The sequence below is a fragment of the Sphingobacterium prati genome (assembly GCF_013167215.1).
Lineage (GTDB): Bacteria > Bacteroidota > Bacteroidia > Sphingobacteriales > Sphingobacteriaceae > Sphingobacterium > Sphingobacterium prati.
The window spans coordinates 360,118-377,347 of the sequence record NZ_JABJWY010000034.1 but is presented as its reverse complement, the minus strand read 5'-3'; the positions used below and the strand labels follow the sequence as shown (position 1 = coordinate 377,347).

The following is a 17,230-nucleotide window of genomic DNA, read 5'->3' as shown; positions in this document are numbered from 1 at the left end:
GGTTAATAGTTAGAACGATACTTTGACACCTAAACTATACGTAGAGGCGATCGGATACACATTGGCATCGAATCCCATTCCGGATATTTCTGGCGTAAATCCATTGTATTTGGTGAAAATGAAAGGCCGGTCAGCTGTGGCGAATATACGCACCGGTATTTTGTTCAGATCAAAATTATAGCCCAATTGTATATTCTGTATCCGTAGGTAAGCTCCGCTTTCAACAAAAAAAGAACTTGCTTGAAGATTCCATGGTGCAACGGAACCTTTTGCGGAGGGATGTGTATTACTGCTTCCTTCTTCGGTCCAGAGATTTTCGATGAATGCGGCATCTGCGTTCATCTGATTGTATTTCCGACGCATTGCACGATTAAGGTTATGGATCTTGTTGCCGGCTACTCCTTGAATTGCAACACTTAAATCAAATTTTTTGTAATCAAATGCTAGGTTAAATCCATAGGCAACAGTGGGAAGGTAATTACCGAGGTTTACGCGGTCTTTTTCGTCAAGTTCACCATTGTTGTTCTGATCCTTGTACTGAAGATATCCTGGTAAAATCGGTGTATTTGGATTTTGTTGATTGTATTTTTTTGCGATAGGATCCGAATCAATCTGATTCTGGTTTTGGTAGACCCCTGCGACTTCATAGCCATAATAGAAGTTGATTGGCTGATTAAGTTCTATCCGTGCCGGGAATTCTGCTGACCATTCCGGATAACCATTCATGATATTTTCCAGTCCGCCAAGATTCTTTACCCGATTTTTTAGCGTGGTCAGGTTTCCGCCTATTGCATACCCAAAGTCACCGACCTTGTCTTTCCATTGCAAACCAATTTCCCAGCCACTGTTTGTCACACTGCCCCAGTTTCCATAGACACGATCCCAGGAAAAGGGGATAGGCCGGCTAAAAGCAAGATCATTTGTCGTGCGGTGGTAATAATCTACTGACCCTGTCAAACGGTTGTTCAATAGAGCAAAGTCTAGACCGCCATCCCATTCTTCAACAACTTCCCAGCGAACTTGGGTGAAAAAACGTCCGACGCGGTATCCTGGTACTCGGATACCATTTGTTAATCCCTCGCTGCCAAATATACCCGAGTAGTTGTTGCCAGAGTAGATCGTCGCATAACCTGCATTGGGTTGGATACCATCGTTCCCCAATTTACCCCAACTTCCACGGATCTTTAACTGATTGAAGAGCTTTTGGTTTTCCATGAACTTTTCCCGTGTCAATACCCAGCCCAGACCTACCGATGGGAAATAGCCCCATTTCGTTTGGTATTTAGAACTTCCGTCCGCGCGGAATGTCGCAGTCAGTAAATACTTGCTGTCATAGTCATAAGTACCTCTGGTGAAGTACGATATTCCTGCATTTCGAGATCCTTTCTCTCCATAACCTGTGGCTGAACCTGTGCCTTGTGCATCGACACCTACATACCAGAACTCCTCAGATGCCGGTACATCATTGGCCTGAACCCAAGTTTCACGCCAGCGTTCCTCACGTGAAGACTGGCCTAATAGCAGGGACCAATGATGCTTACCTGCCTGATCTTTATACGTTAAGAGGTTATCTAGAATATAATTGGTATTGCGTGCTTGTGCTGAACGTAAAAAGGAGCGATCGTTGCGCTGATCATTATCAATGTAATAGACCGGATTATAGTTTATATTGTGTGTGGACTGATACCGTTGGCTGAGCTGCGAACGAAAAGTGATCTTGTCCTTCCACAATGTTGCTTCCAGATAGACGGTGGGCAGGATCTGGAAACCCTTTGTTTGGTTTGTATTGTAAAAGGCCGTTGCAATGGGATTGTTGTACCAAAAGCCAGATTGCATGCCGATCGCTGTACTCGAGCCAAATTTCTCTGGTTTGGCAAGTTCCAAGGAAGGATCATAGACCGGATAGAGTGGAGAGGCGAAATAAGCTTGTCTAAAGGCGGCATTATTCGGCGAGTAGGTTTTAAAGTTATTGAAATGCGCACTAAAACCCGCCTTTAACCAGTCTGTTACTTTGGCATCCGCCTGCATGCGGATATTGTATTTTTGGTTCTTATTGCTTGCATCCATAATTCCATCCTGTTTGACGTAATTAAGTCCCATGGAATAGGTGATTTTATCGGATCCGCCCATGATGTCGAGGTTATGGTTGGTGATCAGGGCTTTGGAGCGCAGGAGTTCGTTGAACCAGTCGGTGTCCATGGCTGGGTTGCTTTCGGTTCCACCATACTTTTCTACGGAACTTTTTACAAATGCCTCATTGCCAATTGCAGTTGCGTAAGCAGCATATTGTCGTGCATTGGCCATCTTCAAAACATTTGTTGCTGTCTGAAAACCGGCGAAACCATTATAGGTAATTTTTGATTTCATGTTTAAGCTTCCTTTTTTTGTGGTGACTAAAATAACACCATTTGCGGCACGTACTCCATAAATTGCAGCACCCGAAGCGTCCTTTAAAACAGAGATGTCAGCAATATCATTTGAATTCAGGAAGTCAATATTATCCATGAACATTCCGTCCACAACATATAGGGGGCTTTCGTTATTAAAGGACCCCACCCCACGGACACGAACGGATGGTGATGAGCCTGGTGCCCCCGAACTTACGATTTGCACACCTGCAACAGTACCTTGTAGCGCTTCCATTGGATTGGAAACGGTACGTTTGACCATTTCTTCCATATTTACTGTGCCAATTGGGGCGGTTAGGTCGCCTTTGCGTTGGGTACCATAACCCACGACAACGACTTCATCGAGATTGAAATCTCCTTTTTGTTTGAGTTGAATAGTTAAGGTAGTTCCGTTTAAGGGTACTGTTTTCGTTTCATATCCCAGTGATGAGATGATCACATAATTTAAGTTGGAGGGAATGGTGAGTGTAAAGTCCCCATTTTCGTTGCTACTTGTGCCTATTTTAGAGTTTCCCTGTACAATAATGCTGGCGATGAGAGGATTACCCTGCTCGTTTATAATCCGCCCACTGATTGTTCTGCTCTGTGCACTTACCATATTCGTTAGGCAAGAGAACAGCACAGTACTGGCAATAATACTGATATTATTTTTCATGTGTAATGAATTGAAATTTAGGAATTGTTTATAATTATCAAGAATCAAAATTAGCCTTACAGATATGATTGACGAATTTTAAAGGTACTACAACACTACTTCATATTGGCTTTTTCGGCTATAATTCAATATATTTGAGGTACGTCAAGTTTACGTCAGCCAATTGAAGGGAATTATTATGAAGTGTTTTGCCATCCTTTTTTTTATGCTATTTTCTGCTTTTTCGAATGCGCTTGCACAGGATTTGCTTGGCTTGCCTTTGGTCTACAATTATAGTAAATCCATATACCAAGGCGGGAGCCGCACCTGGGATATCAAACAGGATAGTCATGGCATCATGTACTTTGGTAACAGCGAAGGGCTGCTGACCTTTGACGGACGATATTGGAAAACATTTTCCCTGCCCAATCACACCAATATCCGTTCGATCTGGATTGATGCCGACGATCGAATTTATGTTGGCGGGCAAGGTGATTTCGGATATTTTGAGCGCTCACCGCAATCGGGTTTAGTCTATCGGTCATTGCAGGATTTGGTTCCCGAAAAATACAGGAACTTTGCAGATATCTGGAATACCGTTGGCGTAGGCCAATCGGTTTTTTTTCGCGGGACCAACGTGATATTTGAACTAAAGGGACAAAAGATTCAAGCACATCCTGCCGCTGTAGAATGGTATTATATGGGACAATCTGCGGGGACGCTCTATGCACAGGATAAGAAGAATGGGTTGTTGGAGTTTCGCGACAATAAATGGACTCCTTATCTAAAAGACCTGCCCTTTAAGAATGTGAAAATAGCTTCATTGATGCCTTTTGGCAAAGATCGTATGTTGGTGTCAACCTTAAATAATGAAACCTATGCCTTGCAGAATAGGAAATTGATGCGATTGAATGTACAACATAGCGACGGCAGTTATACACCATCCCTGGCGAAAATTGATGATTCAACCTTTGTTGTTGGCAATGCAAAAGAAGGTTGCCACATACGTGACCTCGCGGGGAAGACCATACAACAGATTGGTGTCAGAGAAGGTTTGCAAAATAAGAATGTCACCGCAGTCTTCGTGGACCGGCAAAAGAATATATGGATCGGTACGGATAATGTGATTTCTGTGATAAGCTATGGAAGCGCTATTCGGTATCTCAGACCAAATATGGAAAATGATGTAACTGGATATTCCGTCCTAATCTTTAATAATGTACTTTATCTTTCGTCTTCCAACGGCGTATATTATGCAGATATAAAAAGCAAGTTAGCAGATCAAAGCCGATCGCCATCCGTCTTTTCCCTTCTTCAGGGCAGCGATGGTGGAGAAGCCTGGCGCCTTGAACAGCTCAATGGTCAGTTATTGCTTGGCCACAATAAAGGCTTATTTCAGATCTTAGGGCATTCTATCAAACCACTAAGCCAGGGCATCGGGACTTGGAAGTTGCTTCCCCTCAATATGGTATATCCGATCAAAGAAAGTTTAATTGGAACTTATCAAGGGCTAGAGTTATTGGATTTTCAGCAAGGGACTTTCTCGACCAAAGGCCCACTGGATGGACTGTCAGATTCCTTTCGCTTCCTTGAGCAGGATGAAAATGGCACGATATGGGCTTCGCATCCGTATCGTGGGATCTATCGTATCACGCTTTCGAAGGATACAAGATCCTACCGGGCAGAACTCTACACACAAAAAAATGGTTTGCCGGCAGATTACCAGAATTATGTATTTAAAATAAAAAATCAAGTCGTGTTTGCGACAGAAAAAGGACTCTACCAGTATGATTATACAAAAAAGATGTTTATGCCCTCGAAGCAGTTCGCTGCATTTAAAGATTTAACGATACGCTATTTAAAAGATGATCAAGATGGAAATGTCTGGTTTTGCACAAAGAAAACGGTTGGTGTGGGACGTTTTGATTCTGGGCGTGAAACATATCATTTGATTAATTTTCCGGAAATAGCGGGGATGAATACGACTGGCTTCGAGCATATTTATAGTTTTGATCGAAATAATATCTATGTGGGTGCAGAAAAAGGAGCGATACACATCAATTATGATAAATACCTAAAGCAAAGCATTAAACCTATCGCTATGTTATCTCAAATTGTCGCTACAGGGAAAGAAGACAGCCTGATTTTTGCAGGTTTTTTTTCGAATACTTTGAGAGTAAAGCAGTCCGGAAAGTCCCTCAAAGATAGCCTGCTACAGCTACCTGCTGTTTTCAACTCTTTCCGATTTAGCTTTTCTTCACCAAGCTACGGTATGCATCAACACCTTGAATTTAGCTATAAATTGTCGGGTTATGATGAGCATTGGTCTTCCTGGACCCCGCAGTCCGAAAAGTCCTACACGAATTTGTCGGATGGACAGTATACGTTTTTAGTGAAAGTACGGAACAATCTAAACCAAGAATCCGATGTGGCCGAATATAGTTTTATCGTGTTACCGCCCTGGTATAAAACACTATGGGCTAAAATCGCCTATTTCCTATTGGCAATGCTGGGGGTGTTGGGATTGGTTCGTGTGCGGAAAATAGAGCGGCGCAAACAGCAGCTGAAACATGAGCAGCAATTGGCGCAATTGCGTTATATCCATCAGTTGGAAATTGAGAAAAATGAGAAAGAAATTGTGAAGCTGAACAATGAAAAACTGGCTCATGAAGTCATGGCCAAGACAAAAGAATTGGCAAGCACAAGTATGCAGCTACTTGAAAATTCAGGGGCATTAATTAAAGTAAGAGATGAGCTGGCCAAGCTCGATACCGGGGAAGATGAAACTTCAAATCTAAAACGGATCAACACATTATTGAAAGACATTGAAAAGAACAGCGCCAATTGGAATCAGTTTGCCAGTCATTTTGACGAGCTCAATGATGGCTTTTTAAACAAGTTAAAGGAAAGACACCCAGGGTTATCCCGTAATGACTTAAAAGTATGTGCGTATTTGAAACTTCATTTTACCTCTAAACAGATTGCGCAATTACAGAATATTACCGTTAGGGGTGTTGAAATCCATCGGTATAGATTACGGAAGAAATTGCAGGTTGAAACGGAGCTATCGTTAAATGAGTATTTGAATACAATTTAATTTTTCTTGTATGAATGAATAGATCGATCTAATAGAAAAGCAAAAAAAGCACCGGCAATATATGCGATCAGATCAGACCAGAGAAAACCCTGACCAAATAATAACCGCAGGAGTTGATGACTGCGGACACTGATCAATAATGGATGTTGTACCAGCTGTAAAAACTCGATTGCGAAACACAATACAAGGGTACTCACAAAACAAAAGTTGAACGATCGGTGAAAAAAAATAAACCTGCATAACCAGTAGACCATAAAGGCATACAGACTATCGCCAACAAAAAGGGGGATAAACGCTACTTTTCGCGATAACAATCCTAAGACTATTGTTATGCACATTAAAATCAGGTAGTGAGCTCTTTTGAGTTTCATCGACACAATTTATACTTTTAGCCTGTTGTTTGTAACTTCATCTTTGTGAATAAACTTCGTTAACACTCTGTTTACTGCGATCATGTGCTCTAGCTAGTTATTGCACCATCAATAATTGAGCAAATAGTCTAAAAATACGTTTTCCCCGAATTCCCTGGTTGAAATACCTTTGTGCATATTAATACTAGATTAACGGCTAAATATAAAAAGAAATTTATTGTACGGAATAAAAAAACGTATTTCAAAAATGCGGTGAGATCGGACCGCGTGGATTTGATCGAAAGGATCAGTACAAGATTACATTTTAACGATTTTTGGCATTTTATTGTAATGACTATTTTATATTTTAGGGTAATCATTTGACATATGCCAAAAATATTATTTCTGTTAAGTTTTTTTTTTAGTTGCAATGTACTATTTGCTCAAATTCGGATCATTGATAGTCTGAGTGGTGACCCCGTACCCTTAGTGAATATTTATGCAGAAGATGGTACATTATTGGGTGTCGCAAATACGGCGGGGGAGTTTGTCTTGGATTCGCTCACGCAAAATGTAAATTCAATGCTCATATTGCAGCATATATCCTATACTAATTACCAGGCATCAATTGCATCGTTTCACAACGAGAAGTTAGTTAAATTGGTCCCACGAAGTATAAAAATAGAGGAAATCGCTATCGAAGACAAAAGCAGATATGATTATCTGGTTTTGAAAGGCTATTTTAGAAATACGACTTTTTTCAACAAACGGACACGTTATTTTTACGATGGTATTATTGCGTATTATATTCCATTGAAAGATAAAAAAGGAAAAGTCTATCATCGGGTTTTAGATTATCGAATTTTGGAAGACTCCATCGCGACCAAGAATTTTAAAGAAGTAATGGGCAATTTTTGGAGCTGGAATCCACATGTTATGCAGATGAAAGCACAGTCTGTTGCTAATGATCTTCCGCCAAAATTTGTGCTGGTTCAGGACAAAGAACGGAAATTAATCAGAATGGGTAATCTGAATACAGGATATATACAAAAGACAACACGTGGCGATGTCCAGGTTTATTTTGATATCATTCCACCCAATAGCCAAAAAGAAGTTAGTTTTTTTAAACTCAAAGGGCAGCAATACACGGGCGTGACGATGGAGAATTATACAGAAACCAATCTTGATCAGCCCGAGCCAAGTAAATTGGTCAGTAAGGTGATGATGAACGTAGGGGCTATTAAAAGAGGGCGTAAATCTGACTTTGTTCCTTTTGACTTTTTGAGTGAATTTTATACACAGGAACGGAAATTCATCACCAAAGAGGAATTCAAAGCGGTAAAGAAAGAGCTGACTTCAGGCGTTTGGCTGGAATTGAAAAGCAGGTATACCAATAAATTTTGGCTGGACAACCCTAAATTTGGCATCCCACAGTTGAATCCGTTTATTGAGAAAAAGTTTGGTAAGGAGCTGGCGGAGCTAAAATGAAATCTATTCAAAACCTTCGTGTGATTTCGAATCAAGTCGGGAATGGCAACCTGTTTCAGATTCAAAGCTTCCTTGTGTAAGACATGGTCTCAATTGGATTGCCGAAAATCTTCTTGTGTCCTTTTTGCTGTAAAAAGATTTCATGCTGCGCGATTTCGGCAGCGATACTATAAATGACCTGCGTATCGTGTTGCGGGTGGATCGTTGCAAGCAGCTGTGCCTGCTGGTCATAAATCTGAAGCTGGTTTACCAAAGAATGATTTATTTTCATTTCATAAATATTCTTTAAAAGGACATTCAGATCTTTTTTTTTCTGCTGTGTAATAACCAGCTGTTGGTGGTCAATACGTACTTTTATTTTTGGGTTGATTACCTGCAAGAGCGCAACAAATGGTCCTATCACAATGATGGCAACCAAAAATCCAAGTCCTTTGGCGGACCCGAAGTTATTGACCGCATCGGCAATACCATTAAATCCGCCATAGATGATGCTGAAAATGATAAAGACAATGATCAGATAGGCAAATCCGAAGATTAAGCCTTTCTTAATGTTGTGGGATTTAAACAGGAAAGTCTTCATAAGTCGAATTTAGACAAGCAATCTTTATTATTCAATATTTATTAATTGGATAAAGATATTTATATTTATCCAATTAATAATATATATAGCGACAAGAAAGCACGCTTTTTTGTTAAGGCACCGAAACTTGAAAAATAGTATCCAAATTGAACGGAAAAATTTAGGTAAAAAGGGAAATTATGCCTCGGCGATTATGTTCGGCCTTATTTGCCTATTGGGGATCTTTTCAATTTTTTTGGATTGGAAATCGAGTATACCTCCGTTGATTTGTATGGTGCTAACCTATTTTGTAAATCGTAAGATATTGATATTTAGCCACTTAAAGTGGTTTTTCATTGGTTTGATTTTTTTAGCATTGCTTTTATCATGGTTATTACAGCTGTCCTTCTGGATGTTCGTCTTACAGTTTCTTGCATTAACCTGTATCTTGGGTGTGATAAGTGCTGTAAACACTATCCGGGATGATCGTCGCGATATTATTTTTTCACTGAATGCGGATAACTTTTCCTGTCTTTGTCCAGGGACTAATGATTACAAAGGCTATGCACTCAACCCCATGGGGTATAAAAAATATTTTAAAACAGGGGATATTGAGATCATTCAGCAAGACAAGAGCGGGTTGTTGATCGTTGTAAAAGGAGAAATTTTGCGGCCACGGGAATTAACGGCATCCGAAATAGCGCAAATTTTAGCCTATTTCAAGACCAATGACATCGAATTAGAAGAAGCTATTGCTTCCCCGGATATTTACCATGAAGAACGGGCGCTAGTATGGGTTAAGATTTTGGTTTTTGGCATGCCATGTTCGTTATGTGGCCTTTCAATTTACTTCCTGGGCGATAATGGACGAAATACAATCGTCAGCGCAATCAGTATTCTGCTGGCCATCTTATTGGTACCTTTGCTATTGAAACTTATTAATATATGGAATGTTAGCCAAAAAAATAAGTAATGTTTATTTTAAGAAATTAGCATACCAATGCCCTGATGATTTTATGATACGTTGTTGGTTTTGAAAATCGACATAGACCAATCCGAATCGTGGACGATATCCTTCGGCCCATTCAAAATTGTCTAAAAAGGTCCAGACAAAGTAGCCCCGTACATTTACACCTTCTCTCTTTGCCTGATAGACATGTTGTATGGCTTGTTGTAGATAATTCATTCTTTTGGGATCATGTACCTTTCCGTGCTCAACTTTATCTTGGAATGCGGCACCATTTTCGGTGACAATGAGCGGCGGTATATTGGGGTAGCTGCTGAATTTCTTCAGCATATGATAAATGGAGCTAGGATATACTTCCCAGTTCATTTCGGTCATTTCAACTTTACGCTCCTTGGCCGTCACGATCTTAGCCTGCAGATAGGGGACAAACATTGCATAACGGATCATCTCACGGGTATAATTTTGAATACCTATAAAGTCCATGTCAAATTGTAATTCTTTCTCATCGCCCTCTTTCATGTATTTTTCAATTCGATTGAGTATTTTGATTTCCTTTGTGGGATAGCCCATGCCCAGCAGTGGCTCGATGAACAGTCTATTGAGTAGCACATCGGCTTTTTTGGCAGCAATAATGTCTTTTTCTCTAGAAGTGAATGGCTCGATGTGGGAGCAGGAAAAGGTAGTTCCCACCTGGCTGTCCGGTTGTAATGATTTTATGATCCTAGCACCATGAGCCTGTGCTAATGCGGCATGATGGGCAGCAGCAAGAAAGTTGCCCAAGCCTTTTCTTTCCGGAGCGTGCACACCAAAGAAATAACCTGCTGCCGTAAATACGGTGGGCTCATTGAGTACCATCCAGTTTTTGACGCGATCTCCATAACGTGCAACACAGGTGCCAACAAATTCGCCGAACCATTCCTTGACATCACGGTTTACCCAACCTCCTTTTTTTTCAAGGGCATGTGGGAGATCCCAGTGATATAAAGTAACCCAAGGCTTGATACCCAATTCCAATGAAAGATCGATCAGTCGATCATAGAAATCCATGCCTGATGGGTTGGACCGCCCGATGCCATCCGGTAAGATACGGCTCCAGGATAAGGAAAATCGATAATTTGGAATATGCATTTCCTGCATTAAAGGAAGGTCCTGTATGTAGCGATTGTAGAAATCACAGGCTTGATCGCCATGTTGATTCTGAAATATACGGTTTTTCTTTTTTACAAAGATATCCCAGATGGATGGACCTTTGCCCTGATGATCATGTGCCCCTTCGATTTGATAGGCAGCGGTAGACACGCCCCATATAAAATCTTTGCCAAAGGCATCTTTGGTTAACTGCATTTATTGAAATATAGTTGCCAGTAATATCGACTGACCTGAATATGAATTAATTTTTATGGAATCTTAGTGGTGAATAGAATGAACTGAACCGACCTAAAAAGATTCGAAATATAATCCTTTGGAAAAAATAGTTGATCGTTTTCATAACTGATACATTAAAGTGTTGACTCCATTAATTATCCTATTATAAAGGAACGAAACTGATATTAACTGGATATGAATTATTTATTAAATATATAAAAAAATGTTGATTAAACTATTTAGTGATACCTAGCAATCAAACTGTACAGTACCAACCTAAAAAAATAAAAGAAATAAAATATGCCTCAGCATGTGTGTCCTCGGGGGTGAAGTGTTTTTTTTAAAACAGTTATGGAATATGCTAATTTATCGCATCCTTTCGAAAAAAAAAAAGGATATTTAGTAAATATTTAGCGTCATATTTTATGAAAAAATACATTTGGTTATTGTTGATATGTATCCCGGTCTTGGGATTTTCGCAGCAGCTTGGTTCAGACAAGCAGTTGGCAAAGTGGAAGGAAGTCGAAAGGCTTATTTCCATAAAAAACTATGAGCAGACCCTACCTTTATTAGCCGATATCAAAGCTGAAGCCCGACGCTCCAAAGACCCTGCTGAATGGATGCGGGCATTTTTGGCGGAAGGTAAAGTGTTGGAAGTAAACCAATCTGAGGATTCTTCCTTTCTGCGTATTCAGAATCATTTTGAAAACAATATCCGGACAGCTGAAAAGGTAGAAAAATCGATTCTTCAAAATTTTTATGCAAGCTATCTATTTTCCAATATCAACCAGTATGCAAGTAAAAGCCAGCACAAATTTGTGGCAAAAGATGCAAAGGGTAAAATACAGATGATTGATTCTATTTTTCGCCTGTCAATTTCGGAAGCAAACGGGTTAAGTGCCGACCCCATAACACGTTGGAAAGGTCTGTTTGTCGAAACCCGGAACCTCAGTCTAAATCCCACACTGTACCATTTTCTAAGCTACCAGTACCTGGATTTTTTGAATACATTAAAGGATGTCAACATAGCTAATAAGGATAAACTTAAAGAGAGATTGCTAACTATCAGTACCGAAAATAATTATCTGGATGCGCGTAGCTATATTATGTCCAATGATTGGAAATGGAATCATATCGAAGAAAGAGTGGACGAGTACCTGAAAAATATAGCAAGCAATAAAAGTGACTATAACGCTTTTTTATTGTATCAGATAGCGACGGCTTTCAATGATATCGGGAAGAAGCCTACCGCAGTTACCTATCTTGAAAAAGCCCTAAAAGAATACCCAAAATCGCCATGGATTTCGAATGCAGGTAATTTAATGAAGGAAATCAAGAAGGCTTCCATTACCTTAAATTACAAGAAAACGGCACCGACTGACGAATACGTGCCGGTCCGGATCTACCACACAAATGTAGACAGCCTTTATATCCGGGTGTATAATACGAGCCTGATGCCGACGCATTTAAAGGACTATACGATAAAATATGATTCCGTAAGTTATCGGACGACCATAGATGCGGCGCTGGTCTATGAGGAACAAGTGCCCTTGAAAGTGTTTGGTGATTATACGACACACAATACAATTTATAAAATTAACCCCCTTAAAGCGGGTACTTATACCATTTTGGTCGGGAATAATAAGTTTTTTCAAGATAATGGGCAGGAGCAGGATGTCGCTGTATCTCAGCTTATCATTTCAGATGTATTTGTACCGGGAAATATAGCTGTAAAATCTACCGATGAGTTTATATACTCGGGCTTGTTATTGCACAGAAAAACCGGAGCACCCTATGCCAATCAAAGCGCAACGTTGTACCAACTTGTAGACAATGCTCTTCCTAAATTGATCGCGCAATTGAAGACCAATGCTGTTGGCGAATTCAGCTTTAAGTCGACCTACTCACCCAAAAATGGAGGTTACCTACGCAATCATGCATTGTTGTTATCCGGGGAAAAAACATTAATTCCTTTGGATAACGAAAATCAAGTCTATTACCAAAACAACCTAAGCCAATCAGCCGAAAGCAATAATAAGCGGAATATGCGTGCACTCAGCTTATTAGATAGAGCAATCTACCGACCGGGGCAAATCGTTTATTTTAAGACAATTCTTTACGATGATCATGTACAGCAGGGCAAGGTCTTAGAAAAGCAAAATGTTAAAATCTATCTGATGGATGCCAATCGTCAGAAGATCGATTCGATCAACTTGACAACGAATCTGTTTGGGTCTGCCAACGCGAGTTTCCAGCTACCGTCAAAGGCATTGAATGGAAACTACAATCTCTTGGTATTTTACAACTCAAAACAGCTTGATCAACACTATTTCCGGGTCGAAGAATATAAGCGACCGACATTTGAAGTAATTTTTGAGCCGAATAAATTGACTTATACAGCAAAAGATACTGCGGTATTTGTTGGCAAAGCAGAGAGTTTGGCTGGCGTATCACTAGTCGGTGCCACCGTCAAGTATAAAGTATCATTCTATCATCCGAAGGAAGGGAAGAATATTGTTTATAGCGATTCGACAACAACAGTTGATGAAAAAGGAAATTTTACCATTCGGGTACCCTTAATGGATCGCCAGCTCGCCGGACTTAAAGACTATGTATTGACATACCAGGCTGAGGTCGTTAATCAGACGGGGGAGATGCAAGCGGCTTCCGCTAGTTATGTTTATTCGTCCCGTCCATGGCAGCTGCAAATTCAGGTTCCTACTCTTATGGAAGAAAAGAAATGGCGCGATATTACGATCTTAAAACAAAATCAAAATGGTTTTCCGATGAAATTCGACGGAAAGGTCACGATTTATAAGTTGGAAGATGCCAACATTCCTTTGACAGCGGAATACCAGGAAAGTTTTGGAAGGGTAGAATATCACCTGCTTTCAAAAGAGCTTTATAGTAAGTATTTCCCCCTATATTTTGATCCGGTCTCGCTCCAAAAAGAAGAGAAAAAGACCAAGATAGCCAGTTATGATCTTAATAACGCCGATACGAGTAAGATCATACTTGACTCATTAAAATTCAACTGGGGAAGATACGAGATCGAAGCCATTAGTATACGGGATGGGGATACCGTACGGGCGGTCGGCTATACGAATTTATACCGGTCGAAAGATAAGAAATTAAAAGAGCAAGAGTTTTTCACTTACCGGTTGGATAAAGACAGATATAAGATCGGTGATCGGGTCACCATCATGCTGCAGACTGATGTGAAAAATGCAAGGAAACTGTTGTTAATGCGCGAGAGAAATTCGCAAAAATTAGATACAAAAATCCTGAATTGGAAAAATGGTCGTATTGACTATCAATTTGTATTGGATGAAAAAGATGTCATCGGTCAATTACAGCTGAATGCACTTTTTGTTGTCAATAATCAATTGACACTATCACCAATTATAATTCCTGTTTTTCAACGGAATAAGGAGTTAACGATTCAAACCAAGACATTTCGGGATAAAATAATGCCCGGTCAAAAAGAAAAATGGAGCTTTATGGTAAAACAGGCGGATAAAACAATAGCGACAGAAATGTTGGCAACAATGTATGACGCATCCTTGGACGCATTTGCCAGTAATGCATTCGGTTCTTTTCAGCTGCGTTATCCTTATTATCCAAGGACCAATTATTACTACATCAACAATGCTTTTAGACAGCAGATCAGTTCGAGAGACATGTTTATCTCTTATTACTACGGGCCTAATGCCGATAATCAACGGGATCAGATTTATGACTATGGTTTGTTATCAAACCGCGGGGGCTATTGGGGAAGCGTTCTGGAGCGGGACGACTCCTTATATGAAGTAATAGATAACCAAGCGTACATGTCAACCGTGAGTATGTACGAGGAGTTGCGGGATCCCGGACTGCGGGCTGAAGTTGGCGCAATACGCATCCGTGGTGCTGCCCGTGCAACGAAGCAGTCACGACCTTTAGCCGCCTCAGCGGTGCTGTATGAACCGGCAGCCGTAGGGAATACAGTAAATGAGAAGCTTGCCGAATTTATTGAAATGGATGGCAGTGGTGTTGATGCCACTGCAGACAATCAATTCAAGCAGATTAAGGCCCGGACCAATCTTCAGGAAACCGCTTTCTTCTATCCCAATTTATATACCGATGAAGCGGGTAATATCAGCTTCGAATTTGACAGTCCCGAAGCATTGACAAAATGGAAATTGTTACTTTTTGCGCATACTCAGGAACTAGCATCCGCTAGAGGTACCTATTTTACGCAAACGCAAAAACAGCTGATGGTGCGCCCGAATATTCCACGCTATTTTAGAACCAATGACCAGATAACGATCAAGGCACAAATTCAAAATTTGACTAAGGAGCGCATTCAGGGAAATACCAAAATAGAGCTTATTGATCCACGAAATAATCAGGTCGTTTCGGCAGCTTTCCGGGTTGATTCCGTGCTAAAAAACTTTAGTGTGGAAGCATCCAATAATACAACCGTGGAATGGGCTTTGAAAATACCGGCTGAATATCCAACAATACAGATTCGCATCCTTGCGGCTGGCAATGAGTTTTCTGACGGTGAAATTATTGAAATTCCGGTGTTACCAAATAAAATTCTGGTGGCTGATTCGGAGAAAATTATTCTAAAAGCAGGAGAATCCAAAACATATACATTAAAAGGAAATACTAAAGATAACCTCATGGGAAGAGTACAAGTGCAAAGCAATCCTATACTGGAAATACTCTCTGCACTGGACTATTTGAAAAGCTATCCCTACGAATGTAATGAACAATTGAGCAGCAAGTGGTTTGGTCTCAAGATGGCGCAATACATAAAGCTACATTATCCTGCAGTGACAGCGTATTTCAAAAAATTGGATGCCGGATCAAAAAAAGGGCGATTAGAAGAGAATAGCAGTTTAGATGAATTCAAAATGGAAGAAATGCCCTGGCTACGCGATATACAGGGAGATAAGGAACGGTTGAAAGCAATTGCAGCGTTTTTTAACGCTGATATACAATCGGAAATCATTACCGTTGAACAGAAGATAAAAAATAGTCAATCCAAAGATGGTTCGTTTGCCTGGTTTGACGGGGGGCAAGCAAATACTGAAATTAGCATCCGTATGCTGGAAATTATCGGGAAAGTACTCTATTTGGACAAAACCTTAATCAACAGTGATATGCGTGATCTTGCTTTAAAGCTTACACAATACCTTGATCGCGATCCGATCATATTTTCATCCAAAGCCAGTGCCGATATTGGAATAGACTATTTATTTGCGCGACGGTATTGGATAGAGTTCAATCCTTTCCCGCAAGATTCACTCCGATCTGTGCAGCGCAAATTGCTTAATTCCCCCTTAAGCAGTGCCGGTCAAAATGCGGGACTGGCGGCTAAAGCATGGATTGTTAACCAGCTTTTTGGACAAGGTAAACAAAGTATGGAAATCAAAAATAGACTTGATCAAGAGGCTATTGTCGATGCACAAAAAGGAATGTACTGGAAAAGTAATTTGAATCAATACAATAAAATTAGCTTACAATCTTATCTCGTCGAAGCTTACAAACTAAATAACCCGGCGAAGCTGAATCAAGTCACCCAATGGATCTATTATAACAAACAGGTCAATCATTGGTATAGTACCTGGATGACAGTTGATGCCGTATATGCGCTATTATTAGCGGACAATCCGAAGGATTTTGCTACCGGAAACACTGTGCGTGTTTTGATCAATAGGGCAGAGGTTGACCTGAGTAACAATGTTTTGGGAGAAGTCAGTAAGCAATTTGATCAAGTAGAACTGCAAACCGATAAGACTATTCAAATACAAAACAACAATGATAGAGTTATTTCTGGAAGTATTGTCCATCAGTATTTTGCAGATCTTAATCAGGTGAAATCCGGTACAAATGCGCTTTCAGTTCAGAAAGTATATCTGGTAGAGCGAAAAGGCGAGTGGGTAGAATCTAAGGAGGCTAAATTGGGCGAACGGATCAAAGTTAGAATTACAGTAATCAATGATGATCCCATTCAATATGTTCATCTGAAAGATAGTCGCCCAGCTGGTGTTGAGCCTGTGTATAGGCCTTCTGGATACCAATGGCGTAAGGGGTATTACTTTAGTTTGAAAGATGCTTCGACAAATTACTTTATGGATCGCCTGTTAAAGGGGAAATCAATTTATGAGTATGAGGTTAAAGCCAACAATCCGGGCATATTTAATTCGGGAATCACCACGATAGGATGTATGTACGATCCCGCCATTAATGCACGCAGTGCAAATGCCATATTGACCATTATTCCTTAATTGCAATTGAACTAAAAGCTCTACTTCCGAATTATTCGGAAGTAGAGCTTTTTACGCAATCGTTGCTCACTGATTTTAAAAGAC

At 40.3% G+C, this 17,230-nt stretch carries 8 protein-coding genes; 4 read left to right on the top strand and 4 right to left on the bottom strand.

The features are described from left to right. Nucleotides 1-9: 9 nt before the first annotated feature. Nucleotides 10-3,063 carry a SusC/RagA family TonB-linked outer membrane protein gene (locus tag HPC41_RS11825; protein WP_172394219.1) on the bottom strand — a complete coding sequence of 1,018 codons (3,054 nt, stop codon included), beginning with the start codon at nt 3,061-3,063 and terminating at the stop codon, nt 10-12. Between the two features lie 205 nt (nt 3,064-3,268). Here HPC41_RS11825 and HPC41_RS11820 point away from each other — a divergent pair, with 205 nt between their 5' ends. Continuing rightward, nucleotides 3,269-6,139: a ligand-binding sensor domain-containing protein gene (locus HPC41_RS11820; RefSeq protein WP_216660740.1), complete on the top strand. Its 2,871-nt coding sequence runs from the start codon at nt 3,269-3,271 to the stop codon at nt 6,137-6,139. On the opposite strand, the gene HPC41_RS25805 is transcribed toward HPC41_RS11820, so the two are convergent. Beyond that, nucleotides 6,136-6,477 carry a ribosomal maturation YjgA family protein gene (locus HPC41_RS25805; protein ID WP_420240157.1) on the bottom strand — a complete coding sequence of 114 codons (342 nt, stop codon included), beginning with the start codon at nt 6,475-6,477 and terminating at the stop codon, nt 6,136-6,138. The two genes, HPC41_RS11820 and HPC41_RS25805, sit on opposite strands and share 4 nt — an antisense overlap. A 399-nt stretch (nt 6,478-6,876) precedes the next feature. Between HPC41_RS25805 and HPC41_RS11810 the strand changes: the two genes are divergently transcribed. Beyond that, nucleotides 6,877-7,977, top strand: coding sequence for a peptidase associated/transthyretin-like domain-containing protein (locus HPC41_RS11810; protein WP_172394216.1), 1,101 nt, complete (start codon nt 6,877-6,879; stop codon nt 7,975-7,977). A gap of 61 nt (nt 7,978-8,038) precedes the next feature. Here the strand turns inward: HPC41_RS11810 and HPC41_RS11805 are convergent, their stop codons facing one another. Beyond that, nucleotides 8,039-8,557, bottom strand: coding sequence for a hypothetical protein (locus HPC41_RS11805; RefSeq protein WP_172394215.1), 519 nt, complete (start codon nt 8,555-8,557; stop codon nt 8,039-8,041). A gap of 391 nt (nt 8,558-8,948) precedes the next feature. Here HPC41_RS11805 and HPC41_RS11800 point away from each other — a divergent pair, with 391 nt between their 5' ends. After that, on the top strand, nt 8,949-9,509 hold the full coding sequence (locus HPC41_RS11800; protein WP_172394214.1) for a hypothetical protein: 561 nt from the start codon (nt 8,949-8,951) through the stop codon (nt 9,507-9,509). 3 nt (nt 9,510-9,512) lie between these two features. Here HPC41_RS11800 and HPC41_RS11795 read toward each other — a convergent pair whose 3' ends face one another. Then, nucleotides 9,513-10,847 carry a GH1 family beta-glucosidase gene (locus HPC41_RS11795; RefSeq protein WP_172394213.1) on the bottom strand — a complete coding sequence of 445 codons (1,335 nt, stop codon included), beginning with the start codon at nt 10,845-10,847 and terminating at the stop codon, nt 9,513-9,515. A 446-nt stretch (nt 10,848-11,293) separates the two neighbouring features. Between HPC41_RS11795 and HPC41_RS11790 the strand changes: the two genes are divergently transcribed. After that, nucleotides 11,294-17,146 carry an alpha-2-macroglobulin family protein gene (locus HPC41_RS11790; protein ID WP_172394212.1) on the top strand — a complete coding sequence of 1,951 codons (5,853 nt, stop codon included), beginning with the start codon at nt 11,294-11,296 and terminating at the stop codon, nt 17,144-17,146. Nucleotides 17,147-17,230 lie beyond the last annotated feature (84 nt).